The following is a 25,942-nucleotide window of genomic DNA, read 5'->3' as shown; positions in this document are numbered from 1 at the left end:
TTTTTATGAGCTTCTGTTTTTTTATTTGAGAATTCAGGATATTGTGACCGCTCTGTGACTTGGGCTTGCTATAGTATAAACATAAACTGAGTGTATAGGATGCTTATGTCGTCCTGGAGATCATAGATAGCAGAAGTTGAAGGAGGATTACCAATGAAATGGAAAACAAGTAAGAGATGGATGGCCTTGATCTTAAGTTTGCTGATGGTACTTTCCGCTATACCGCTCGATGTATTCGGAAGTGCAGAAGAAGCGGCGGATGTTGAGACTATTCCCGAAGAAATTACGGAGGAAGCTGTAGAAGAACCTGTGGAAGCACCTGCAGAGGAACCGGCAGCGGTGCCATCTGCTGAAGAAGAAACGGTAATTCAGGGAGCGGATACGGCGATAGTAGATAATGACGAGTCTCCCTATTCTGCGGAGGAGCCTCAGGTCCTGGAAAGTGTTGAGGAGACAGAGGGTCCTGTTACAGGTCAGACGAATTATACATTTGAAAATGATGTTATGTCCGTACAGCTTCAGCTGGCACAGGAAGACGCTCTTCCTGAGGGAGTGCAGCTTCAGGTAACGCCGATTGACGATTATGTGATCGATGAAAATACGTCTGATGAAGTTAGAGCATTGAAAGCCAAGTATGATGATATTGTTAACCTTCTGAAGGATGTAAAAGATGAAGATGGTAATCCGGTAGACGGGTTTTATGCATATCATGCGGAACTGATCAGTAATGGGGAAGTTTATCAGCCGCAGGGCGAAGTCAATATGCTGATGACTTACAAAGAGGCTGCTCTTCCGGAGGCTTTCAAAGGTGAATCCAAGTTGAGAGCAATGAATGTGAAAATGCTCCAGTACACAACGGCACAGGATGAGGCCGGAAACATGATTACCGTACTGGATGACAGAGAAGAGCATCTTACAGCGTTTAACTTTGCGGATAATACAAAGGGTTCAGTAAGTGAATATGGATTTAATGCCTATAATCTTTCTGATTTTGTGATCGCATGGACCGGGCAGGATCAGACAACGGAATTTACATGTACGGATGACAATCAGGAAGTTACAGTAACAGCAACATTATCTCAGCCCGGAATTTTGCCGAGGGGTGTTGAGCTGAAAGCCACGAAAGTAGTCGATGAGAATGAACTTGCAGCAGTCGAGAGCATGATGGCAGACCAGACGGAGGAAGACAAAGAACTTGCAGGCTTTGTTACATATGACATTCGCTTTGAAAAAGACGGTGTGGAAGTAGAGCCGACTGGAGAAGTCAATGTTTCCCTTCAGTTTAATGAGACAGCGAAACCGGAAACCACAGATGGTGAGGTAACAGAACTTCCAGACGATGCTTCAGCAGATGATATCGAGGTTTACCACCTGAAAGAAAGTGCTGACACGAATGAAATCGAAGTGCAGAAGCTGGACAATGCAGTTGTTGAAACAGTCGGTAATGCAGAGGTTAGCAAAACGGAATTCGCAACAGACAGTTTCTCGTACTTTGTGATTAAATGGAGCAGCAATACAAAATATGTATACTGTGTGGATGAAGAGGGCAATACGATAGGCGAAAACATTTCTCTTGGAAGCCTTTCGGTAACGAACGATTCTGATGATGGTACTAACATAAGCTCCCTGGCAAATGAAATTGACGGATACACTTTCCTAAGGGCTTACAAAGCATCCAGCGCTTCCAGTTCAAGTAAATCGGAAGTAGTAAAGCTGTATTATAAGAGCAGCGGCAAAAACAAAGGATTTTATTATAAGACCAGCAATTATAGCAGCTGGACTCGTTTCGGCAGTAATGATAATCTGTATTTCGAATATCGGGCAGAAGGGGCGGTTAAGGAATACTGTTCAGAAGAAATTATTAAATTTTCCGAGAGCAATCAGAGAGTTCAGATCTTTGGTTCTAAAGATGATGTCAATTCCGGAGGAACAGAAATCAGATTTTATGTTTTTGTCGATGATACGAATAAAGGGTATTATACCAGGCGGTTTCAAGACTCAGATGTTGCATTTTATGTAAATCCTTCAGCCGGATACTCTCTGGAAAGCATTCAGTTAAACAGTAAAAAGGATTTGAGTGGAGTGGGTCGTGGAACATACGCCAATCAGAATCCTAACGATACAATCAATCTTTCTGATGTTCGGGGAATTCAGATAAACCTCAAATCGAAGGAAGCAAATGTATCTAAAATTGATACCGTAGACGGAAGAGCAGACGGAATCAGCATGGGACTGTATAACTACAGCAGTGCAATCAACAGCCCATCTGTTGCTGCTGACGGGTTTTATTTCCATAACAATGTTGGCGGTGTAGATGGACCTAATAATGCAGGGACTGCCACCTATACACATACCAGCAACCAGCGTGTGCATCAGGAATATTTGAAGAATAATTTGAGTGAGAACGGATATCCGCTGTTGACGAGCGGGGATTCCCTGGAGTATCTGTTTGAATCGGGCACGGCGGTTACAGCTTATAATGGTTTAAGCGGTCTGTTCCAAAAGGATGAGAATGGTTATTATTACTACGACAGCAGTAATCACCACGCACAGCTGAATCAAGAAAATAACTGGCTAGATGTTTACAATGCAAGACTGTCACCGCTTCAGAGCTCATTTAATTACGGGAACTTTTTACCGTTTAATAGTCTGCCGGCTACCGCACGCGACAATACATTATCGTCAGTGGATGGAGGCAGGGCGGCGACTGACTACTGGTTCGGCATGAACATCGGTATGAACTTCTATCAGCCTAAGAATGGTGAAATCAATGGCGAAGACATGGTATTTGATTTCAGGGGTGATGATGATGTATGGGTATTTATTGACGGCATCAAGGTGCTTGACCTCGGCGGTATCCATGACAAAAAAGAAGGAAGCATCAACTTTAAGACTGGTGTTGTTAAAGCGGAAGGTATTGACGATACGACAATTGCAGCGCGTTATGAAGCTGCCTACAGGGAAGCAAATCCAAGAGCAAATCAGGCCAAAGTGACGGAATATCTGGATGGCATCTTTAACAAGGACAGAGACGGAAGCTATACTTCTTTTAAGAACTTCAGTTCTCACAGTATGGAATTTTTCTATCTGGAACGAGGAGGCGGAGCTGCAAACTGTAAGATCAGTTTCAATATGAGACCGCTTCCCACAGATTCGGTTACTGTCAGCAAAGAGATATCTAACTATGACGATGGTGCCTACAGTGATGTGGAATTTGCATTTAAACTGTATGCAGAGACAGAAGCCGGAAACGGCAGTTTTGAGGCAGTAATGCCGGGAACCGAGTATACTCTGCGAAAAGCTGATGACACAACAGAAATAAAAACAGTTGACGGCGACGGAACATTTAAACTGAGACATGGTGAACAGGCCCAGTTTAGCGGAATGACGCAAGGCCAGAAGTATTATGTGGAAGAAGTCGGTCTCAGCAGCGAAGCTTATGATGAAGTTGTGATTGAATCTGCCGGAATTGTAAACCAGGATGGCGACAGTGTAGTCGGAGAGGATCAGACTACAATTAGAAGTGAAGAGCTTACAATCGGAACAGACACAATCGTAAACTTCAAGAACAGATGTGCAGCCACGAATATGAAACATCTTTTAATTCAAAAGACTGTGGCTGGCGGTGTTACAGACGATACTTATACGATGCGGGTTACTCTTGGCGGTGAGCTGTACAGAGGAACTTACAAAGTAGGTGCGACTTATGATGCGGCGCTTGCAGGAGAGTCTCTCACAACAAATAATGGAAGGATCAGCCTGAAGTCCGGCCAGATTGCAGTAATTATTGGTAATGCAGCAGTCAGCGCCGGAGGTGAAACCACTCGTGGAATTCCATCGGGAACTTCATTCAAGGTGGAGGAGATCAATCTGGACCCGGATAATTATCTGGCGCCGGAATTCACAGTAGTCAACAGTGTCTCTTATACGGCAGACTCAATTTCCAGCCAAAATGGATATGATGGATATGCATCAGGCGTAATTAATATTAATAAAAATGCAAAAGCAGTGGTAACCAATAAAACTTCCTCCGTTGATCTTTCTTTTGTAAAAACGGACAGTGGGGATAACATTCTCCCGGGAGCGACCTTTACACTGACGAACAGCAGCAATACTGTGATCGGGACAGAAACTTCAGGTAGAAATGGTATGGTGACGTTCTCTGGCGTTTCTACCGGGACATATACGTTGACTGAGACTCAGTCTCCGGATGGCTATGTTACGCCAGACAGTGTATGGACAGTAACAATTGCGGTTGAAGATGATGGAACAGGCAGTGTTTATCTGAAAGATGCCGAAGGCAATGAAGTTGGAAAGCTGGATGTTTCGGGAGAGGAGTTTTATCAAATCCATAACTTTACAGAAGATGAATATCTGGAAAAGAATCTGGATTATGATAAACAGGTAGAACTTCTGGACTGGAATGAAAGAACGTATGGAATTACATTATCCGCAACTTCGAAGATAACAGAACAGGTGAAAACAACACCGTACGATATCGTGTTGGTTCTGGATGCATCAGGAAGTATGGACAATAACTTTTATACATTTACCCCATATTCGGGAAGCGGTACTCCCACCAGTGGAAGCTATTATGTGAAAACGACCAGCGGTATCTATCAACAGGCATCCCGGGATAAAAACAGAAACCAGTATTACTATTATGATACTGCATCCGAGCGAAATATTTATGTGACGAATGCACAGTTGTATAGCCGCAGCTACGGCGGTGATAAAAAAAATGATGCATTAGAAAATGCAGCAACACTGTTCCTCGATATGGTCAGGGAAAGCAGTCCGGACAGCCGGATGGGAGTGGTATATTTTGCAGGAAGTGCGACAACAAAGAGAAGCGACGGAAATGAGCTGCTCAGAGTTGGCAACGATTCTTCGTATACTACATTAAACAGCTGGGTGAACAATGTGCCTAAGAGTGGAGCCACCAATGCGTCCGCAGGAATGGGAAATGCAAAGGCCATTTATGATGGTACGAAAAACCGGGAGACGGTTGACCAGGTAGAGGGAAGAAAGAATCTTGTGATTTTCCTAACAGATGGTGTTCCTACTACGGGCAATACTTTTAATAATGACGTGGCAAGCGGTGCTGTTGCAAATGCTCGCGCGATCAAGACAACTCATAATGCTACAATTTATTCACTGGGAATATTTGACTCGGCTAATACATCCGGTCAAATCAGCAGCGGCAGCATAAAGCAGATTGATGATTACATGACGGGTGTAGCGAGCAGTTCTGACTATTATATGACGGCAGACAGTGTGGAATCTCTGGAAAACCTGTTTGAAAGTATTGGATCAAGCCTTGGCAAGACGATAACAGCGGATATTGTGGATACCATCGATAAACGTTTTGAACTTGCTGAGGGAGAAGAAGCAAGACTCACAGCAGCAGGAGTGACAGTGACACATAATGCAGACGGATCAACAACGCTTACCTGGCCGAATGCGGCAATTCAGGCGGCTAAGGGAGAAGAACCGGGTTGGAAGAGCGGAGAGACTCCGATCGTTATCCGGGCAAAGGATGGGTATATTGGCGGGAATGACGTGACTACTAACGGTTCTGATTCCAGGATTGACAGCGAAATTGGTACGGTATATTTTGAACAGCCGACGGTCAATGTAAAAGCAGAACTTAAAATCAACAATGCTGAAACAACCATTTTCCTGGGAGACACGGTTCCGACAGATGAGGCCATTCTTAAGCGGCTGTTTGACAGCGGCTACACGATAGGAAGAGACGGCGGTGAGCTGAAGGCGTCTGACTTTGTAAAAGAGTGGTATAAAGATGAAGCATGCAGCCAGCCGGTTACGCTGGAAGACATGGCTCGGATTGCTCCGACGGACACGCAGAAATTCTATCTGAAGGTCACCTACGATGCCGGAGCACCGACAGAGGAGAGTACAGGACGTACTGATGGCAACATTGCCGGAGGTGATGACCATATTGTCACAGCTGTGAACAGCGATACGAAGAACTATAAAGACAAAGAGTATGGCGTTTATACGGTCTATGTGGTGGACGGTCAGCTGACGATTACCAAAAAGATTGATGAGCAGTACACACATATTAAACCGATCAACGCAAATCAGAGTTTTGTTTTCAAAATTCAGAAATATGCGGTGAATGCAGACGGCAGCAGGGGCGACCTGGTAAACACATTCTATGAAGTGATCAACTTCAATGCAAACGAGAGCGGTACCGAGAAGACAAAGACAATTTCCGGATTGTCCAAAGGGTATTACACAGTGACGGAAGAGACCGAGTGGTCAGCCAAGTATGATCTGGTTTCCCAGGTGGACAATTTCGAAGAAAACACGGACGAATGTGTAGATCTTTATATCGGAAAGAAGTTAGAATCTTCTAATGATAAGCTGAGTTTCTACGGAGTTGGAAATACTGAAGAAAATGAGAAGCATGCAAACGTTCTTGTAGCGTCAACGGAGTTTACGAACAACGTTGACAGAGAGTGGAAATGGCTCAGTGACACGGCTGCAGCGGTAAACAAATTTAATCAGTAATTTTTGGAAAAGATGCAGTGAAAACTGCATCTTTTCTTATATAAATCAAAACATTGTGACCGGAGTGTGACTTGCGATTGATATAGTATCAATATAAGATAAAAAGTTTGCACGGAAATGGAAGGGCAGAGTGATGAAAAAGATATATAAAGCAGTTACAACCATTTTACTTGTGGCGTTGATTGCGTTAGTGGCGGCGTTGTTTCTGCCAAGGGTATTTGGCCTTCAGCCGCTGGCGGTACTGAGCGGCAGTATGGAGCCGACATACCATGTGGGGAGCCTGATCTACGTACAGGACGTGGATCCCGCGGATATTGAGGTGGGTGATCCGATGACATATACGATAGGTGAGGGGACCATGGTCACTCACCGTGTGGTAGAAAAAGACGAGGAGAATCAGACATTTCAAACCAAGGGTGATGCCAATGAAAATGTGGACGGCGGGGCAGTCGCATATTCGGAAGTGGTTGGAAGACCGGCATTCAGTATTCCGCTTTTAGGGTATGTTGCTGTATATGCCGCTACAAGAACCGGGATGATCATCATGATAACGGCAATTCTGGTGGTGTTGATTCTGACATTCCTGCCGGATATGCTGATGGGCAAGGATGAAAAAGAAGACGGAGGTGCAAAATGAGGCAAATGAGTAAGAAAGGTAAAATTGTAATCGCCGGGGTTTTAGGCCTGCTGGTGATTGCCATAGTCGGAACAACAATTGCGATGCTGCAGAAGAAAACGGATCCGGTTCAGAATGATTTCGCCGGAGCAGCTGTCAATATCGGAGTCATAGAGAATGGCAAAGATACACCTCTGGAAGACGGTGATAACACCAATATTTACGATTCGATTGTAAAGGACCAGCCGGTCGGAAAAGAAGTCAGCATTAAAAATATCGACAGTGCGGAATATCCGACAACTGATACGTTTGTAAGGGTCAGGCTGGTTCCGATTTTCAGAAATGAAGCAGGCGAGACAGTTCCGGCTGATATGAGTAAAGTTTCATACACATACGGTGATGACGGTAACTGGAAAAAGGAAGAAACTGCGGGCGGAGAAACTTACTATTACTATACCAGGGCGCTGGCTCCGGATGATGTGTCCGGTATGCTCATTACATCTGTGACTTATACCGGAGAGGTACCGGAAGGCACTACATTTGAACTGCAGGTTCTCACAGAAGGCATTGCGGCAAATCAAAAAGATTCTTTAAGTGCATGGGGATTATCTAATTTCAATGGTTTAGAGGCATTAGTATAGCGGAAGAAATAAATCAGAAAAAATCGGGAATACCTGTTGATGTGACTGAGTTGTGACTTGCATCATTCATAATATACTTATAGCATTGATGATTCGGAAAAACATGGAAAGGAAGGGGAAATATGGTTGATAAAAATAGAAAAGCAAAAGTTATCACGGCGCTTGCGGTTGTAGCTGCTTTGGGAATCGGTGGTACACTGGCTTACCTGCACCAGGTTACAGAGACGGCGACTAACGTGTTTGCTTCTGATAAAAGTATTAATCTGGAGCTGAGAGAACCTGACTGGGATGGATATGAATTTGGAGAAGAAGGCTTTCAGTACGGAGCAGGAGTGGATGAGGCCGATAAAGATAACATGGATTTGGGCTTTAATCTGGCGCAGAGGTATACACCGGGAACAGATATTCCGAAGGACCCGCAGGTTAAAAACACAAGTAAAGACGAACCGATTTATACAGCTCTGAAGGTCCAGTATTTTAAAGTGGATGGAAGTACTGAAACACAGGTAACATATGATGAATTCAAAACTGCTTATCTGAAGGAAACAGGAATTGTATTTGATAAGACTGCATGGATAAAGATTGATGATGGTACAGGAATGGATCAGATCTATATGTATGGCAGCGGTGAGGGAGCTGCAGAACTGGCTGTTAACGGAATTACAACCCCGGCATTATTTGGAGAGGTTCCATTAAGCCTGGATCTGGAAGCGGATGAGGACGGACTGTTACCGAAATTCAATATCAAAGTTACTGCTTATGCAATTCAGTCTACAAATGTGGATGCGGCGGATGCAGATGACATGTTGTTAAACTTTATCAACGGTTAAAGCTAAAAATGAATTAAAAAAGGAAGCTTTTTTAAGATACATGCAAAACGGACAGAAAATATAAGACGCAATGACTTTTAAATTTATAATCAAATGGAGGAGAGATACTATGGCAAACAAAAAAAGAATCGCTACAACAATCGGTGCAATGGCACTTACGGCTGTTCTGGCAGTTGGGGGAACACTGGCTTATCTGTCAAGCGTGACGGAGACGGAAACGAACGTATTTACGAGTTCGAAATCCATTACGACGGAGTTGACTGAGGAGTTTGATCCTGAAGTGGCTGGCAGCTATACACCGGGTCAGGTAATTACGAAAGCACCGACAATGTCAAACACCAGTACTTCTAATGAGTCTATCTGGGTTGCAGTATCACTTGACTATACAAATGGTGCAGACAGCATAACTTATGAAGAATTTAAACAGTATGCAGAGCTTCAGGGACTGGATACAACAGGTTGGGAAAAAATCGGTACAGCAGCTGATGGTCAGGAATTATATGCATTTAAAACCACATTGGCGCCAGGCAAGAGTACCAGTGCAATCTTCTCATCTGTAAAAGTAAATGCAGGTATTCAGAAAGTATGGAAATACGGCACAGAAGGTAAAATTGTTTACACAATGGACGGAGAGGGTAACTTGATCGATGTAAAAGACAGCACCACCTTAGTTGATGAAACCCAGTATTACGATGAAAAAGGAAATCCGATGGATCCTAAGGACGCAGTTGCAGGACTTCCGACATATACAATTGAAGTAAAGGGTTACGCGGTTCAGGCGTCTGATGTGAATTATGATCTTGCGAAAACCGAACTTACGAAACTTGCAAATACTGCTTTGGGCGTTACTTTCCAGTAAGCAATCAATCATAAAGGAGATTAAATTATGGCAAACAAAAAATTAAGAAATACCCTGATTGCTCTGTCACTGGTAGCGGTTGTGGGCATCGGCGGAACGTTAGCATATCTGACGCACATTACAAATACAGAAACTAACACTTTCACAATGGGTAAGGGCATCACCGGTGAAACAGATGAGCCGAAATGGGATGAAAAAGAAGCTCAGAATTTCACACCAGGTAAAGTGATTGCAAAAGACCCGTTGATCAGAAACCTTTCTGATGAAAGCACAGACCCGGTATTTGCAGCGGCGACGATCCAGTATCAGGTTAAGAATGAAACGGGAGAGTGGGTTGACACTACATACGCTGAGTTAGATAAATTTATTAACGTGAAAATTATTACTGGTGAGGATAATGAGAACAAACCAATTTATGGTGATGGATTTAATACCACTGATTGGACGATGGCAAAAGATAATACGATTGCTTACTACACAAAGGAAAAAGTTGCACCGAACGGCGGTGAAACTACCAGAATCTTTGATGCAGTAGAAATCGATCAGCTGGCACTGACACCGGATCAGATCGAATCTGCGATTGATACCGGAGCAATTACACAGTTTGACATTACAAAATACGAAGTAAAAGATGAAGACGGAAACGTTACAAAGTACACATACAAAGATTACAAGATGCAGGATTTCCAGATCGTCATCACCGGTTATCTTGTACAGGGATCTTCTGAATTTACAACCTGCCAGCAAGCAATGCAGACAGCATTCCCAAGCATTTTTAACTAAAATATGATAACTCTCAGGCGCCTTGCAAAGGCGCCTGACAGAAGAAAAGGAGACAAATATGAGTAAGAAGAAAAAAATAGCGCTGCTTGTAACCTCACTTGCGCTGATTGCTACATTACTGATCGGCGGAACACTGGCTTATTTTACTGATTCGGATGATGCAACGAACGTTATCACACTCGGTAAAGTTGATGGTGAGCTGGATGAGCCATTATGGGATGATAATAATCCGGAGAGTGAAATCGGAAATGTAGTACCGGGTGATAAGATTGTGAAAGATCCAACACTTACGTTGGCTTCTGATTCTGAAGATGCGTATGCCAGATTTTTAGTAACCTATTCCGGAGATCTTACAGAGTCACAGTTTGAAGAACTTAAATTCTTGAAAATAACAGGAACAGATAGTGACGGAAATGAAACGACAGAAGAAGTTAATTTAACTGCAGGCGGATATTTCTACGTACAGGATATATTATCTGCTGGTGGTTCTTACAAATTGTTTGATTATGTAGTGATCCCTAATACATGGGGCAATAATATGGCAGAAAAGACATTCAACATTAACGTAGTTGTAGAGCTGATTCAGGCTGACAACTTTACACCGGGCACAGATGCCAACGGCAATATCGACAGCTGGGGCACTGTTACGATTGAGAAGTATAATGGCTGATCATCAGTAAATTTATAGGAGTCCAAAACTATGAGCGAAAAAGTACACATGACCGAATTTAAAGGCCAGTCTTTTCTGATAAAGATTAAGAGCACGCAAAATCATACGTGGCAGGGAACGGTGCAGTGGATTGAAGAGAACAAAACCATACCGTTTCGAAGCGCACTGGAGCTGCTGCGGCTGTTGGATTCCGCTGTGGGTACCGATAAAGAAGACGAATAATCCTATAAAAAAGAACCGAAAGTCGAAAAACTTTCGGTTCTTTTTCTAATGTTCTTTATTCTTATACGCGGATAGCTTATAATAAAAGGTAACAGTTCAGGGCGACGGGGAAATTGGTGCAGAAAGCCGCGTCGTCCTGAGCAGTTACAATAAAAAATAGAAACCGCCGTTCCAGAAGAAGAGGGGGAGATGCCCATGAAAGCATATCAGTTAAAGGTTGCAATTAAGAATTCGAAGCCGCCCATCTGGCGGAGAGTCGTTGTGCCGGCGGGAATTACATTTTCTCAGTTCAGCATTATCTTGAATCAGACAATGGGATGGTCTGGATATCATCTGTTTCGTTTTGAAATGCGAAGTTCCTTTGCCATGATTCAGGAGGGCGACGAAGAGTTTACGGAATTTATGCTGTGGAATGACGAGTATTGTCTGGATGCTTCAAAGACGTATATAGATACATTGATTGAGCAGGAGGACTGGTTTACCTATTATTATGATTTTGGGGACGACTGGAGGCATAAGATTACAGTGGAGGCAGTGCTTCCGGACTATGAGAAGAGTGCTCCGTGTGTACTGAAATACAAGGGCAACTGCCCGATCGAAGACAGCGGCGGCCTGAACGGTTATTACGATTATCTTGAAATTATGAGCGACCCGCATCATCCGCATCATGATGAGACGCGGGAGTGGGCCCTGGAGCAGGGGTATGAAGAATATGATATGGACGCCGTCAACAAAGAGTTCAAGGCTAACTTCCATGTTGTCTATGGAGAGGGAGAAAACAGACTCCAGGAGGAGATATACGAGGCGATGGCTGAGGGAGAGACCGGATTGATGGTGACACGGAATCCAGAGGCCGCCAGTCTCCGCAAACCGGACTGGAATCATCAGGAGGAATCCCTTGCGGATATATTCGAATGCTATCAGACGCGTGATATTCTGGATATCGCACGGATACATGGGATGGGGGAAGATCTGCCGAAAGGCCGGGATGACCTGATTGCCTGCACGGTTTCCCATATTCTCAAACCAGAGGTGATGCGCCGTTTTTTTCTGTGTCTACGTGACGATGAGATATCGGAGTATGAGGAGGCGATTGCAGCAAAGGGTCCATACGAGGCGGAGGATCCGGATGTATTCGAACGTCTGCAGTGTGCCGGATACTGCGGCATTCTGGAAGGTGACTACGTGATGGTGCCGGATGATGCGGCGGCAGCTTACCGCATTCTGAAAGATGAAGGAGCCTTAAAAGGGCGTTCCCGCAGAAGTTTCCTGTATGACTGTCTGGAGGCTGCCGGCTATCTGTACGGCGTAGCGGAGCTGGGCGCTATTGTGAGGATCTATAACCAGAACTGCGGCGACCGGATTTCTGAGCAGGATATAATAGATGCCTGTGAACAGCTGCCGAAGGGTTACAAAAATTTTGTACTGTCAGGCGGGCTCTATATTCAGATGCCTTTGTATACGGATGCCACATATAAAAAGCTGTGGGAGATACAGGATGGAAAAGAATACTATATTCCCAGCAGGGAAGAGATATTCGATATCGTGGTGCATGGCTATCTGCCGCAGGGTGATGGAATACGCAAATTTGCAGAATATCTGGTGAGTGAAAAGGAACTTCCGGGCATCGATGCGGAGTTTATCGGAGCGAGGGTGCAGTGGGAGATCTGCTCAGGCTGCAGTGTACGGGAGATCTTTGATTTTATTGAGGAACATGGGGTTGAGATTGAGAGCAATGAGGAATTACAGGAACTTGCAGATGTTCTGATGCTGTTATGGAATGACACCAGAATGATTGTGAACAGAGGGGCTAAACCGGGTGAACTGTTAAAAGGCAGGAGCAGAGAGATGAAGAATTCATCCGGGGGCAAGATTGTGGATTTCAGGGACTGGAAAGGAGATCGGCATGACAACTGATAATTGTCTTGGCAGTATGCAGGGGTACAACTGTATTATGATTTTCAATGCAGAGCGTACAAAACTTCTGATGTGCAAAAGGACGGAAGATCCTTACAGGGGGCTTTATAACCTTGTAGGAGGTAAGATAGAAACCGGGGAGGATGGCTTTTGTGCAGCTTACCGAGAACTGCGGGAAGAGACGGGAATTGAGCGGGAACAGACGGAGCTGTTTCATATGATGGATTTCACATACTACAATCAACTGAATTATGTGGAGGTATATGTGGGCATCCTGAAAGAAAATGTGGATGTCCGAAGTGAAAAGCATCCTCTCGTGTGGATGGAACTGGATGAGGATTTTTTTGACGAAGATAAATTTGCCGGCGAGGGGAATATCGGCCATATGCTGGAACAGGTCAGGCGGTTTGGCGTGGGAATGGAAGACAGAAACGCGGTTGTGTACAGCGACTGATGTGAAATGAAACATGGCGGAAGGGATGTGATGATTTCCCTCCGCTATGTTTTTTATCAGGCTTTCTTTCTGACAAACTGTAAAATAAAGTGTATGATAAACGGTATGCCGACTGCTATCAGGGTTGCGTATCCGAGATAGGAATACCCCACCTTTACGAGCGGCAGCAGGCCGAACTGTGCGATCGCGAATGCGAGCAGTGTGAACAGCAGAGATGCAAGCGTGCTGCGCTTCATGCGTCTGGTGCGAGCCGTATCCCTGGACTCGTTTTTCTCCAGCTGTCTGACCACACGTGTCACGATGCCGGCGATCATGTTGACACCGGTGGATACCGAACCCAGAATGATCAGGATGGAGATGATCGGAGTCAGTACTTTGGCGCCCACGCCGCTGTTCACGAAAAGAAGCATCGGTACGGAGGCTTCCGCAAGCCCGTCGTTAAATGCGATTGCAAGCATTCCGACGATCGAGAGCATGATAGTCGCGGTATTGACCACGAACATATAGATCATGGAACGCGTCACCTGCTTCTCCTCGGATAGGGGTTCCACGTGCTGGTACATCAGCCCGATGGATGCCAGCTGGAACAGTGCATACACGACGGCGCTCCACAGAGCGCTGCCGAAGCTGCCGCTTTCTTTGGACGCGACAGGGACGAGTCCCGAGGCCAGCTGACCGAATGCGTCACAGATACTGTCCCACTGTGCGATGATATTCGGGACAAGCACCACGAGAAGTCCGATAATGATGATGACTGAAAGTGTGGAAGCACATTTTCTGACGATAGCGGTACCGAACATGGCGACGAGAAAAATAAAAATTCCGATCACCAGTGTACAGAGCCAATAGGGGATGCCGGTCAGTGTGTTGAGTGTTGAGCCTCCGGTAGCGAATGCCACAGCAGGAGCCAGAAAGATCAGCATCAGATAGACGATTTCGTACAGGTTAGAGAATACCGGACTCAGTTTTCCGTAGAAATGGTTGGAAAAGCTGCGGTAGTCATAGGTACGGTTACGGAACGCGTAGCGAAGCCCATACCAGAAAAACAGCGACAGCAGAAGCTGTGCGAGAATCGGCATGAAGACGCCCCAGAGACCGTAATTGATAAAATACTGGTAAAGCTGTGCACCGGAGGCGAAACCGCCGCCGAACTGTGTGGTAAATGCTACGAATGCGATGCCGACAGCAAGCGGCATCCTGTCTTTGCTTATCATAAGGTGTCCTCCCTCTTGGGAAGCTGCGCGATGGCAGCCCCGTATCTTATTATTTGTATTCAATGATCTTGCCTGGATTCAGTATCAGCCTGTCGTCGAATGCCAGTTTGACGGACTGGTACAGCTGATACATCCGGCTGCCGACAAAGTCTTCGAGAAATTCCAGGCGTCCGCTGCCGATCCCGTGTTCTCCCGACAGCTGTCCTCCGAGCTCCTTACTCTTGGCATACAGCTCTTTCAGGCAGGACCTGGTATTGGATTTCCACTCCTCATCCGAGAGATTGTTGCGCAGCATTTCAGTGTGGATGTTGCCGTCACCGGCATGGCCGCAGACGATGACCCGGATCTTGTATTTCCTGCCGATGTCCTGCGCTGCCCTGACGAAGTCCGCGATACGCGCACGCGGCACGACCACGTCACACTCCTCCTGAGCGTCGCTGTCGGCCTTCATCCCCTCAAGGATAGCGGCACGGGCAGACCATACGGAGCCGATGCGCTCCGGTGAATCGCAGATCTTGACGTCGATGGCATTCATTTCCATCGCGATCTCACACGCCATTTCACAGGCGGCGTCAACCTCATCGACGGAAGAGCCGTCGTACATCACGATCAGGAAGTCAGAACCCTCCTGTACCGGGAACGGTTTGTTCAGGCGCCTGTCCACGATGTCCGTCAGCTCCCGTTCCAGAAATTCGATGGCGGTGGGGACGTAGGGCGTCTGCAGAAGTTTCGGGACGGTTTCGATACACGGTTTGATGGACGAAAATGTCATGACAAGCGTGCGTGTGGAGTTTGGTGCCGGTATCAGGCGAAGCGTTACCTTTGTCACAATGCACAGCGTCCCTTCAGAGCCGATGATCAGATCTTTGATATCATATCCGGTTGTATTCTTCGCCACATTCGATGAAAACTCTACGATGGAGCCGTCCGGAAGTACTGCCTCGACACAGCGCACATAATCCCGGGTGACGCCGTAGCGCACGGCCCTCATGCCGCCGGCATTGGTGATGACGGTACCGCCGATTGAAGCTGTACGCTCTCCCGGATCCGGAGGATAGAAAAGGCCGGCCGCTGCTGCCTTATCGGCAACATCGGTGAGCAGAGCGCCGGATTCGGCGGTGATCGTCAGGTTTTGTGTGTCTGCATCTTCGATGTGATTCATGCGCATCAGCGAGAGCATGATGCCGCCGTATCTGCAGGTTGCACCACCCGCCAGACCGGTTCCGGCGCCCCTTGCGGTCACCGGAATGTTGTGTTCATAGGCATACGCCATTACGGCTGATATTTCTTCTTTTGAGATGGCTTCAATGTAGATATCCGGCTGGTAGCATCCGTACTCCGGCATTTCGTCATGGTAGTATTCTGTGGGGATTTCATCTCCGATGCAGACACGGTCGCGCGACACCGCACGGATCAGATGTGCCATGTCTTCTTCGGTTATTTTGTGATAGGGATACGGCATGGTCAGGCCTCCTTTCCTGCGCGAATCTGCGCGGTCAGTGACGGGATGACTTCGTACAGGTCATCGACGATACAGTAGTTGGCGACACTGAAGATCTGAGCTTCCGGGTCGCTGTTGATGGCGACGATACATTCAGAACCGTTCATGCAGGAGGTGAACTGGATTGCTCCTGATACGCCGCAGGTGATTATCAGTTTCGGTTTTACTGTCCGCCCCGAGAGGCCGATCTGGTGTGTGCTGTCGCCGTATCCCGCCTCCACCATCGGACGTGTGAAGCAGAGCTGTCCGCCTAGCAGGGCGGCCAGTTCCCGAAGCATCCCGAGGTCTTTATCACTTTTTACGCCGCGTCCGGCAACGACAAGGACTTCCTCCTCCTCGATGGATTTCGTTCTTCTGATGGTACTGCGCTCGGTGACTGTGATGCGTGAGCGGACCATGGCATCCGTCACCTCGCAGTGTATGATGTTTCCTGTGGGATACGGCGTTTTTTCTGCCCGGTCCATGACTTTGTAGCGCACCGTGGCAAACTGCGGACGGGACTGGCTGATCAGGATCTGAGCCATGATGTTTCCTCCGAACGCGGGGCGGATCTGAACCAGGTCAGAATCGTCCCGCATCTCGAGCTGCGTGCAGTCGGCAGTCAGTCCGGTGTGGAAGCGCGTGGAAAGGCGCGGCGCAAGGGACCGCCCGAGTGCCGTAGCACCGATCAACACGACGGATGGTTTAGTGGATGCGATGCAGTCGGCGAACGCATCCGTGTAGCAGTCGGTCTTAAATGCGGAAAGCCCTTCGTGCTCGTATACGTAGATGTTATGTACTCCATAGGACAACAGTTTTTCAGCATTTTCCGTGGTCCCCGGGCCTCCCAGCAGAATGCAGTTCACATGATAGCCAACGCGCCCGGCAAGTTTTCCGGCTTCTCCGATCAGCTCATAGGCGACGGGATGAATGCCGCATTCCTCCTGTTCCGCGTAGATTAAAATATCCCGCCATTCCTTTTTATTCACGGTACCGGCTTTCTGTTCAAAACGGATCGCCTGCTGCGGACAGCATTTGATGCAGACGCCGCACATCCGGCAGGTTTCACCGACCCGGATGCCGGAGGCCTCCATGGTGAGCGCCTGGAAGGGACAGCTTCTGATGCATTCCTCGCACAGATCACACCGTGCGGCGTTAAAAGTTAGCAGATCCATATGCGCTCCTTTCTAAATTAAATATTTTTTCTTTCTCAGCAGATCATACAGCTGCCTGGATTTCTGAGCAGCGTCTCCGGCGATATAAACCTGTTTCTCTGCCCCTGGTGGTGCAAAGATCCGCTCCACGGTCGTAGGAGAACCCACGAGTCCATAGCGTGTCAGATCTTTGTCTGGCATATCGTCGAAGGACAGGTATCTGACCGGCCGGTCAGCGGTGGCCTTTTTCAGGCGGTAGGATGGCAGACGGGGTACGAAGATATCTTTATCCACGGTGATCAGACACGGATAATTCATGGAAGAAACCTGTGTAATACTGAACAGATCCTGACGGACGGATATGGTTTTCTCTGATACATAGCAGATCTCGCTGACCCATGCAGTGTGCGGGATTCCGAGGTGTTCTGCAATAGCAGGCCCGATCTGAGCAGTGTCTCCGTCCGTTGTCTGCCTTCCGCAGATGATCAGGTCGTAGCCTCCGAGCGCGTGAATTCCCTGGGCCAGAGTGTAGGAAGTGGCGAGTACATCAGAACCCGCAAACTTCTTGTCTGACAGAATAACAGCGTCGTCAGCGCCCATGGAATAGGCGTCTTTCATCATCTGTTCTGCCTGAGGAGGTCCCATGGTCACGACAGTCACCGTTCCGCCGGCCTGTTCTTTCAGACGGAGAGCAGTCTCCAGTGCGAACAGATCGTAAGGGTTCGTCTTGGTCTGCGACCCGAGTCTTTTCAACGTGCCGTTTTCAGGATCAACCTCCACTTCACTGGTTGCCGGCACCTGCTTGATACATACAATTATTTTCATGCTGTGTCCTCTCTTCTTTGCTTTAAAGCTTTAGTGCATTGAATAACAAGATTATAGCATAAGTAAGGAGAGATGTCACTTGCAATTGTCATTAGGGAAGCGCTATAAAAGGCATGGCTGATAAACAAAAAAATTCCGCTCAACTGTGTGAGCGGAATATTCTCTGAATGGTTTATAATAATTCTCTTTCTGCCGCAGCCAGTATTTTTTCGACTTCAGCTGTGATCTCGGGTTTCGTTTCCGGAACTTCGTCGTTCTGGATCAATTCGAGTGCGCGGTCAGCGGCGCGTTCGGTCAGCGGGATTTCTCCGCACTTGATCCAGTCTGCCCATACACTGTCAAAGCCGATAGACGGCTGGAATACCTCTCCGTGGAGGTGATCGATGGTGTGCTCCTGTTCGAGGAAGGTTTCCCCGTCGTTGATCACGTACTCCAGTGACTCAAAGCCGAGTTCTTCCTCCGTGATTGTAAATGGTTTCTTGGCTTTGCGGATCATGGCGATGATCTCGTTGTCCAGTACGAGCTGGCTTAAGGAACAGCACATTACGCTTGCGGTGCTTCCGAAACCTGTGATCAGGGTTGCACCCGCAAGTCCGGGCAGCATTGCATTGATCATCTTTTCGTAGCCCGCCTGTTCGTCCATTGCACAGCTTGTGCAGGAAAGACCATAGACGTCTGACAGGAAACCGCAGTGGTTTGCGAGCTGTACTGCCAGGGCACTGGAGATGCCGGTCTCAGGCAGGCCGAGGATGCTCTGGCTGTTCTTCATATTTGCAAAGAATGTTCTGGAGCCGTAGAACAGCACGCAGTCCGGATTCATAAGATAAGAAACGCAGGCAAATGCCAGGATCTCCGCGTGTGCCTGTGCGACCGTTCCGGCAACGGACAGCGGAGAAGTCAGTCCGCCCATCGGTGCAGCCAGTATGCTGACCGGGATACCGGCACGCACGATGTGGCTCATGGTGTCAGTGATTTCTTTTGGCAGGAACAACGGTGATTCCGGGGAGATGCCCACCATACCGATCGGATTGTCTGCCAGTGAGCTGCCTCCGTAGACTTTGAAAAGTTCTGCAATATATTTTGCGTTGCTGGCGACAGAGATCCCGGGTCCGTAAATCGGCTTATGGGAATATTTCAGCATCGTGGCCGTCTGTTTCAGCTGAGTGACTGCGGAGGGGATTTCACTCGGATAAACCAGGGCGCACGGAAGATCCAGCTCAGGAAGCTGATTCATCACGCGGATGGTATCAATCAGGTCTGTGAGCATTCCGTTGCGGCGTTTTCCAGTCTTCATATCCGCGATCCAAGGCGCTCCTCCGGTACTGTGTACGAATGTTTTTCCGATTTCCATCTCTTTTTTCATGCCGGTCACAGCCGAGGTCATGGTTACACGGCCTTTCTGTGCTTTCAGCATGTCTCCGATTAATGTATCTGTAAAGAGGATGCGGTCGCCGTTCTCGGTACAGCCATGCTCACAGAGTAATTTCCGGATCATGGGATCCTCAACGCGCATACCGAGTTTTTTCAGTATTCCCATACCATACTGATGCAGCTTTTCAATCTGTTCTTCACTGACATAATTTAACTGTGGTACAAAGTTCATAAATAGCCCTCCAGGAATTTGTTTGTTTTTACAAGAATCATGTGCGAAATGAAAATGATCTTGTGCATAATCACGTCTTTCATTTAAATTCATGATATCCCGTTAAATGCATTTTGTCAACAGGGTTGTGAAAAAATGTAAAACATTTTCATTTATATAAAAAAGTGATTAATTTATTGAGAATGCATTTATTTTTATACTGTTATGGTGTATAATAGACAAAAAGTAACACGATCACAAATACAGGAAGGGGGGAAAACAGTGGGCAATCTTGACAGAATTGGAAGCAGTATCCGGAGCCTGCGAAAATCCAGGAAAATGACACTGCAGAAACTGGCGAAGGAGACTGGATTGTCTACCGGTTATCTGAGCAACATTGAAAGAAACATAACCAGCCCGACGCTGATGAATATACAGAAGATATGCGAGGTATTTCACAGTTCACTGGGGGACCTGCTGGAGCGAAACGCCGAAGAAAAAATTATTATCCGCAGAGAAGACCGTGATATCACGATCGATGAAGAGCACAGCATGCGCATCGAGATGATCGATTTCGGTATTGAGCATGCAAGTTTTCTGGTTACAGAACTGCCGCCGATGTCAGAGACCAGCGGTGAGTGGTGGACACATGAGTTCGGAGAGGTCGGAACAGTGATAAACGGGGAACTTACCATTGATATTGATGGAGAAGTGTTTGAGCTGAAGACCGGTGACAGTGTATATGTGAAAGCGCATACGAGGCACTGCTATTATAATAAAAGCGAGACAGATCCAAGCGTGTCCTACTGGTCCCGGATATGGGATATTAAGGAAGAAGATTAAAAGGAAATGCCATTCGGCTGTGAGAGAAATCTCACAGCCTTTTTTGTGCAGTTTTTATAAGAATTCATTTTCTTTTGAAATAAATTGACTTTACACGTTCAAAATTATATAATTTTATTATAAATTATTTGTACGTGAAAAAGTAAATAAAAATTTCACAAAAGTATATGGGAGGTATTTATGGAACGGGCAATGGAAAAAATTAAAACGAAACCAGTGGTAGGATTGGAAGTCTTTGTGTTTCTGGCATTGTTTGCGGGGGTTTTTGTGTATCTGGGCAGTCAGATGGGGGCGGTCAACATGATTAACACCATGATGAATACCGGGTATCAGCTTCTGATCGATACGGTATTGTATATCATGGCGATTGCAGTGCTGGCGGGGGCGATATCGGGGCTTTTTACAGAATTCGGGGTCGTGGCGCTGATCAATAAAATCCTTTCTCCGCTGATGAAACCGCTGTACGGACTTCCGGGAGCCAGCATCATCGGTGTGCTTGCAACGTATCTGTCCGATAATCCTGCGATTCTGACGCTTGCAGACCAGAGCGGATTTCGCCGGTATTTTAAAAAATATCAGCTTCCTGCGCTCACCAATATCGGTACGGCATTCGGTATGGGACTGATTATCACCACGTTCATGATCGGAATCAAGAATCCCGGGGGAGGAACCTTTATCCTTCCGGCGCTGATAGGGAATCTTGGGGCTGTCGTGGGAAGCATTATCAGTGTCCGCATCATGCTGATCTTTACGTCTAAGCTTTTTGGAAAACAGGAAATGTGTGATTGTTCTGTCAATGGACAGACGCTGATGGCGGATGAGAGGGAAGTGCGCCCGGGCTCCATCGGCAACCGTGTGCTCGGAGCGATCCTGGACGGAGGAAAGGCAGGAGTGGAAATGGGAGTTGCCATCATTCCGGGCGTAATCATCATCTGTACACTGGTATTGATGCTCACGAACGGACCTGCCGCTTCCGGCGTGTATACGGGAGCGGCTTATGAAGGCGTGGCACTGCTGCCGGCGATCGGGGATAAGCTGCAGTTTATTCTGGAACCGCTGTTTGGATTCACGAATTCCATGTGCGTAGCGGTTCCGGTTACAGCTCTTGGCGCAGCAGGAGCCGCCATCGGTCTGGTGCCTAAGATGGTGCAGGATGGGATTGCAACAGGAAATGATATCGCGGTGTTTACGGCGATGTGTATGTGCTGGAGCGGCTATCTCAGTACACATGTCGCGATGATGGATTCGCTCGGATGTAAAAAACTGACCGGAAAAGCCATTTTCAGTCATACGATCGGAGGCCTGTGCGCAGGTGTTGCTGCGCATTGGTTTTATCAGTTATTCATGATGATTTTTTGAAAAATCATAAAATAGATATAAAAACGGTTGATAAAAACTAAAAAACATGATAAAGTAATTAACAAGAATCATGTGTGTGAAAAAAATTAATAAAATTTAATAAGGAGAAAAATATGGATGTATTAAGAGTGAGACAGTTAAAAGCCTGTGAAATTCTGAAAAAATCCGGATACGATAAAGCGATCATAGGAGACCCCATGTCGATCAACTATCTGACAGGGATACATATCATTCCTTACGAGAGATATTATGGGCTGGTGCTGGATGCCGGAACTCAGGAACTCACCATGGTTAATCCGAGCGTGGACACGGGGTGTATGAAGGGTGCCGTTCCGGAAAAAACGTATCTGGATGAAGACGGTCCTGCGGATACGATACGTGAGGTTGTGGGGGAATGCACGGTACTTGCGGTGGACAAAAAGTATTTTTCCATGCGGATCGGGGAGATCTTCCATTCGCTGGATTGTCAGATTGAAGATCTGGGAGACTGCATTGCACAGCTTCGGATGTTTAAGGATGAAACAGAGATAGAGACGATGCAGTTTGCAGCGAAGATCGTCGACGAAGCTGTCGCCTATGTATCTGATAAGATCAGACCGGGGATGACAGAGAAAGAACTGAATATGATGCTGTATACATATATGGCTTCCTATCCTGGATTTATCACGGATGAATTCATCATTCTGGTACTGGCAGCTGCAAACTCCGCAAACCCGCACGGTGTCAGCGGTGATTATGCATTTCAGGAGGGGGACATTGTATTGATGGACTTCTGTGCATACTACAACTATTACTGGTCAGATATCACACGCTGTCTGTTTGTGGGGAAGGTCGGAAATCCAAAGCTTGCGGAGATCTATGACATTGTACTCAGGGCAAACCTGACGGCTATCGAGTCAGTGAAGCCGGGTGTAAAGGCATCGGATGTTGACAGGGCGGCAAGAGATGTGATCACAAATGCCGGATACGGCGAATTATTCCTGCACAGGACGGGTCATGGACTGGGACTCGACGTCCACGAGGAGCCGTACATTACATCCGCCAGTGATCTGGTGCTGGAGGAAGGGATGACGTTTACGATTGAACCGGGTATTTACATAGAAGGCGTAGGCGGTGTGAGGATCGAGGATGATATTCTTGTGACGAAGGATGGCTGCCGGACGCTGACGTTAAGAACGAAGAAGCTGGAAGACCAGATCGTGAGGTACTGATACATGATCGAGAGGGAGCAAAGGGAAAGAGCAAAAGTGATTGGGAGGAAGCTATGGGACAAGTAACTACGGGAAGTAAACTGAAAAAGAATATGCCGACACTGATAATTCTTATCATATCGGGGGCATTGATTTATGCACTGCCTTATTTCAGAAGCTATTATTATGATGCGTTTGTGGAGTGCTTTGGAATTACGAATACGCAGATGGGCGCGCTGGGAAGTGCGTTCGGCGGGTTCAGTGTGTTTGCATATTTCCTCGGCGGTTTCTGTGCGGACCGCTGGCCGGCAAGACATCTGATGACCATTTCGCTGGTGACGACAGGCATCTGCGGATTTGTACTGCTGTTATTTCCGCCGTATCCTGTGGTGTTTGCGATACACTGTATCTGGGGAATTACGTCTATTTTGACATTCTGGAGTGCACTCGTAAAGGCAATCCGTTCCCTGGCGAATTCTGATGAGCAGGGAAAGGCGTTCGGATTTTTTGAAGGCGGACGCGGAATCGTTAACATGGTGCAGTCTGCCATTGTACTGGCACTGTTTGGATACCTCGCGAAAGTCAGTACGGATAAGACGGCTCTTTCGGCGGTCATTATCATTTATTCGGTGATCTGTGTTCTCCTCGGTATTCTGGTTTTCTTTATGTTTAAAGAGCCGGCGCGTTCGGAGGGAGAAGAAGGACCGAAGAAACTTTTCGATATGAAGATTCTGAAACGTGTGGCAAAAATGCCGACGACCTGGCTGCAGATATTAATTATTTTCTGCTCTTATGCCATGATCATCAGTTATTTTTATATCACACCGTATGCGACTTCCGTGTTCGGAACATCCGCCGTTATCGCTGCGGCGCTTGGATATTTCTCACAGTACTGCCGCCCGGTCGGATGCTTTGCATCGGGGATTTTTGCGGATAAATTTGGCTCTTCCAAGATCCTGTCCATCTCCTACGTGGTCATGATCATCGGCATTTTCGGTATTATCTTTACACCGGGACAGCCGTCTATGATCTGGATGCTGCTGGTATTTATCGCGGCGATTTATGCATCGATGTATGCGATTCAGTCCATGCATTTTGCAATCATGGAAGAGGGAAACTATCCGCTGGAGATCACGGGTACGGCAACTGCTATTATCACACCAATCGGTTACAGCGCGGAGTTCTTCATGCCGGTCATCGGCGGTATGTGCCTGGACCGCTGAGCAGGTGCGATGGGATACAAAGTATTCTTTGGTATCCTGGCAGGACTCGCCATCGTGGGTCTGATCGCAAGTATCGCATGGATGGGACTTACGAAAGAAAAGAGAATGAAGATTCAGGCGGAGAAAAGAAGCAGAAAAGCATAATGAATTATGGATCAGTATGATAAGTTTGTATTGGATACCGCGGTAAAAGCGGGGAGGATCCTGCTGGCATCCGGGGCGGAAATATATCGTGTGGAGGAAACCATAAAAAGGATTTCCCGGTATTACGGAATGGACGCCAGCAGTTCCTTTGTGCTCAGCAGCGGGATTTTTCTCACTGCTGAGAATCAGCAGAATGAGATTTATGCCCAGGTGAAACATATTCCACTTGCAGGTGTGCAGCTGTGCAAGGTCGCAGAGGTCAACAAATTGTCCAGAGAGATTGAAGAGGGACGGTGGACGGTGGAAGAAGCCTGGGTGCACCTGGAAGAGATTGAGCACATGGCAGGAAAACGTGCGTATACCAGGATGGCGGCCTCCGGTCTGGGAGCCGCCTGTTTCTGCTATGTAGCGGGAGGAAACATCTGGGACAGCCTGGCGGCGTTTGCAGCCGGTCTGCTGCTGTATGTGTTCATCCTCTGGGCGGAAAAACGGGAACGTCCTATGTCTAAGATTGTACTCAACATCGCAGGCGGTTTTCTGGCGACATTTTTATCTGTTGTTTTGTACAAGATCGGGCTGGGCAGCAACCTGAGTGCGATTGTTATAGGGGCCATCATGCCGCTGCTGCCCGGGGTATCCTTTGTTACATCGATCAGAGAGCTGGCGGATTCCAATTATATTGCAGGATCTGTCAGGATGCTGGACACGCTGATCGTGACGTGCGGCATCGCCATAGGGGTAGGTCTCGTCTATATCCTGTATCACAGGCTGACAGGAGGGATCATGCTATGATCATGACCGTGTTGTTTCAGTTTATTGCCGCCTGTTTCGGGACGGTCGCTTTTTCAATCATGTTTTATGTGCCGAGAGAGTATTACCTGTACTGCGGGCTGATCGGCGGGGGCGGCTGGGTAATCTGCTGGAGTATCGTGAATTATCTGAATTTTTCGAATATTACGGGGACTTTTATAGCCACTGCTTGTGTGGTGTTTTTGTCGAGAGTCTGCGGAACCGCACTGAAATGTCCGGCGACTCTGTTTATGCTCTCGGGGATCTTTCCGCTGGTGCCCGGAGTAGGGATCTACTGGACGGTGTATTCGATGATCATGGGCGATATGCAGGAGTGCTCCCGGTACGGGCGGCAGACGTTATGCCTTGCGGCAGCAATCGTCCTTGGCATTATCTTTGTGTTTGAGATTCCGCAGAAGGCGATCGCCAGGATTGCGGGCGTATTCAGAGGGAAAAGAAAGAGAAGATGAACGAATGGGGCTGCCGCGGTTCAATACAGGGACCGCGGCGGTCCTTTTGTGTCTGAGCGGTCTGGAAACTGGTGGAGAAAAGAACCTGAGGGTGATAATATAGAGATAGCCGATAACAGTCAGAACAGGTGAGAGAAAGG

22 protein-coding genes are annotated in these 25,942 nt (G+C 47.2%); 17 read left to right on the top strand and 5 right to left on the bottom strand.

What is annotated here, in order from left to right; all coding sequences use genetic code 11:
• Positions 1-153: 153 nt before the first annotated feature.
• From NQ502_RS07790 to NQ502_RS07745, 10 genes are all read left to right on the top strand, one after another.
• Positions 154-6,537 (top strand): SpaA isopeptide-forming pilin-related protein, encoded by a 6,384-nt coding sequence (locus NQ502_RS07790; RefSeq protein WP_028527617.1) that lies wholly within the window; start codon positions 154-156, stop codon positions 6,535-6,537.
• A gap of 133 nt (positions 6,538-6,670) precedes the next feature.
• Positions 6,671-7,174 carry a signal peptidase I gene (locus NQ502_RS07785; RefSeq protein WP_028527616.1) on the top strand — a complete coding sequence of 168 codons (504 nt, stop codon included), beginning with the start codon at positions 6,671-6,673 and terminating at the stop codon, positions 7,172-7,174.
• The gene (locus NQ502_RS07780) at positions 7,171-7,794 is read left to right on the top strand and encodes a hypothetical protein (RefSeq protein ID WP_028527615.1); all 624 of its coding nucleotides are present in this window, start codon (positions 7,171-7,173) and stop codon (positions 7,792-7,794) included. Before NQ502_RS07785 ends, NQ502_RS07780 begins: the two co-directional genes overlap by 4 nt.
• 122 nt (positions 7,795-7,916) lie before the next feature.
• Entirely contained in the window at positions 7,917-8,624 is a 708-nt protein-coding gene (locus tag NQ502_RS07775) for a SipW-dependent-type signal peptide-containing protein (RefSeq protein ID WP_028527614.1), read from the top strand.
• A 109-nt stretch (positions 8,625-8,733) separates the two neighbouring features.
• Entirely contained in the window at positions 8,734-9,483 is a 750-nt protein-coding gene (locus NQ502_RS07770) for a SipW-dependent-type signal peptide-containing protein (RefSeq protein WP_028527613.1), read from the top strand.
• A 27-nt stretch (positions 9,484-9,510) separates the two neighbouring features.
• Positions 9,511-10,266, top strand: a complete 756-nt coding sequence (locus NQ502_RS07765) for a SipW-dependent-type signal peptide-containing protein (protein ID WP_028527612.1) — start codon at positions 9,511-9,513, stop codon at positions 10,264-10,266.
• Between the two features lie 58 nt (positions 10,267-10,324).
• A complete protein-coding gene (locus NQ502_RS07760; protein ID WP_049898039.1) occupies positions 10,325-10,936 on the top strand; it encodes a TasA family protein in 612 nt (203 codons plus the stop codon).
• Between the two features lie 30 nt (positions 10,937-10,966).
• Positions 10,967-11,158 (top strand): hypothetical protein, encoded by a 192-nt coding sequence (locus tag NQ502_RS07755; protein ID WP_028527611.1) that lies wholly within the window; start codon positions 10,967-10,969, stop codon positions 11,156-11,158.
• Positions 11,159-11,353: 195 nt separating this feature from the next.
• The gene (locus tag NQ502_RS07750; protein ID WP_028527610.1) at positions 11,354-13,075 is read left to right on the top strand and encodes a plasmid pRiA4b ORF-3 family protein; all 1,722 of its coding nucleotides are present in this window, start codon (positions 11,354-11,356) and stop codon (positions 13,073-13,075) included.
• Complete coding sequence (locus tag NQ502_RS07745) at positions 13,065-13,529, top strand: NUDIX hydrolase (protein WP_242830218.1); 465 nt, start codon at positions 13,065-13,067, stop codon at positions 13,527-13,529. Before NQ502_RS07750 ends, NQ502_RS07745 begins: the two co-directional genes overlap by 11 nt.
• Before the next feature lie 56 nt (positions 13,530-13,585).
• Here the strand turns inward: NQ502_RS07745 and NQ502_RS07740 are convergent, their stop codons facing one another.
• The 5 genes from NQ502_RS07740 to NQ502_RS07720 form a co-directional block, all read right to left on the bottom strand.
• On the bottom strand, positions 13,586-14,743 hold the full coding sequence (locus NQ502_RS07740; RefSeq protein ID WP_028527608.1) for a YkvI family membrane protein: 1,158 nt from the start codon (positions 14,741-14,743) through the stop codon (positions 13,586-13,588).
• A gap of 49 nt (positions 14,744-14,792) precedes the next feature.
• Positions 14,793-16,205 carry an FAD-binding oxidoreductase gene (locus NQ502_RS07735; RefSeq protein ID WP_028527607.1) on the bottom strand — a complete coding sequence of 471 codons (1,413 nt, stop codon included), beginning with the start codon at positions 16,203-16,205 and terminating at the stop codon, positions 14,793-14,795.
• Between the two features lie 2 nt (positions 16,206-16,207).
• Entirely contained in the window at positions 16,208-17,398 is a 1,191-nt protein-coding gene (locus tag NQ502_RS07730; protein ID WP_028527606.1) for an electron transfer flavoprotein subunit alpha, read from the bottom strand.
• 12 nt (positions 17,399-17,410) lie between these two features.
• On the bottom strand, positions 17,411-18,202 hold the full coding sequence (locus NQ502_RS07725) for an electron transfer flavoprotein subunit beta/FixA family protein (protein ID WP_028527605.1): 792 nt from the start codon (positions 18,200-18,202) through the stop codon (positions 17,411-17,413).
• Between the two features lie 172 nt (positions 18,203-18,374).
• A complete protein-coding gene (locus NQ502_RS07720) occupies positions 18,375-19,805 on the bottom strand; it encodes a trimethylamine methyltransferase family protein (RefSeq protein WP_028527604.1) in 1,431 nt (476 codons plus the stop codon).
• A 261-nt stretch (positions 19,806-20,066) separates the two neighbouring features.
• On the opposite strand from NQ502_RS07720, the gene NQ502_RS07715 reads away from it, so the two are divergent.
• The 7 genes from NQ502_RS07715 (at position 20,067) to NQ502_RS07685 (ending at position 25,802) form a co-directional block, all read left to right on the top strand.
• Positions 20,067-20,627, top strand: a complete 561-nt coding sequence (locus NQ502_RS07715) for a helix-turn-helix domain-containing protein (protein ID WP_242830217.1) — start codon at positions 20,067-20,069, stop codon at positions 20,625-20,627.
• Positions 20,628-20,807: 180 nt separating this feature from the next.
• On the top strand, positions 20,808-21,986 hold the full coding sequence (locus tag NQ502_RS07710; protein ID WP_242830215.1) for a CD0519/CD1768 family membrane protein: 1,179 nt from the start codon (positions 20,808-20,810) through the stop codon (positions 21,984-21,986).
• A 113-nt stretch (positions 21,987-22,099) separates the two neighbouring features.
• Positions 22,100-23,197, top strand: a complete 1,098-nt coding sequence (locus tag NQ502_RS07705; RefSeq protein ID WP_049898038.1) for a M24 family metallopeptidase — start codon at positions 22,100-22,102, stop codon at positions 23,195-23,197.
• Between the two features lie 53 nt (positions 23,198-23,250).
• Entirely contained in the window at positions 23,251-24,399 is a 1,149-nt protein-coding gene (locus NQ502_RS07700) for an MFS transporter (RefSeq protein WP_028527600.1), read from the top strand.
• Positions 24,400-24,408: 9 nt separating this feature from the next.
• Positions 24,409-24,543, top strand: coding sequence for a hypothetical protein (locus tag NQ502_RS07695; protein ID WP_260046695.1), 135 nt, complete (start codon positions 24,409-24,411; stop codon positions 24,541-24,543).
• A 6-nt stretch (positions 24,544-24,549) separates the two neighbouring features.
• Positions 24,550-25,335, top strand: a complete 786-nt coding sequence (locus NQ502_RS07690) for a threonine/serine exporter family protein (RefSeq protein ID WP_044982980.1) — start codon at positions 24,550-24,552, stop codon at positions 25,333-25,335.
• Positions 25,332-25,802: a threonine/serine exporter family protein gene (locus NQ502_RS07685; protein ID WP_044982979.1), complete on the top strand. Its 471-nt coding sequence runs from the start codon at positions 25,332-25,334 to the stop codon at positions 25,800-25,802. The genes NQ502_RS07690 and NQ502_RS07685 overlap by 4 nt, the downstream gene beginning before the upstream one ends.
• The last annotated feature ends 140 nt before the right edge of the window (positions 25,803-25,942 follow it).

The organism is Ruminococcus gauvreauii, assembly GCF_025151995.1.
Classification (GTDB): domain Bacteria; phylum Bacillota; class Clostridia; order Lachnospirales; family Lachnospiraceae; genus Ruminococcus_G; species Ruminococcus_G gauvreauii.
The sequence above is the reverse complement of the archived record's forward strand: the minus strand, read 5'-3'. Positions and strand labels throughout refer to the sequence as shown.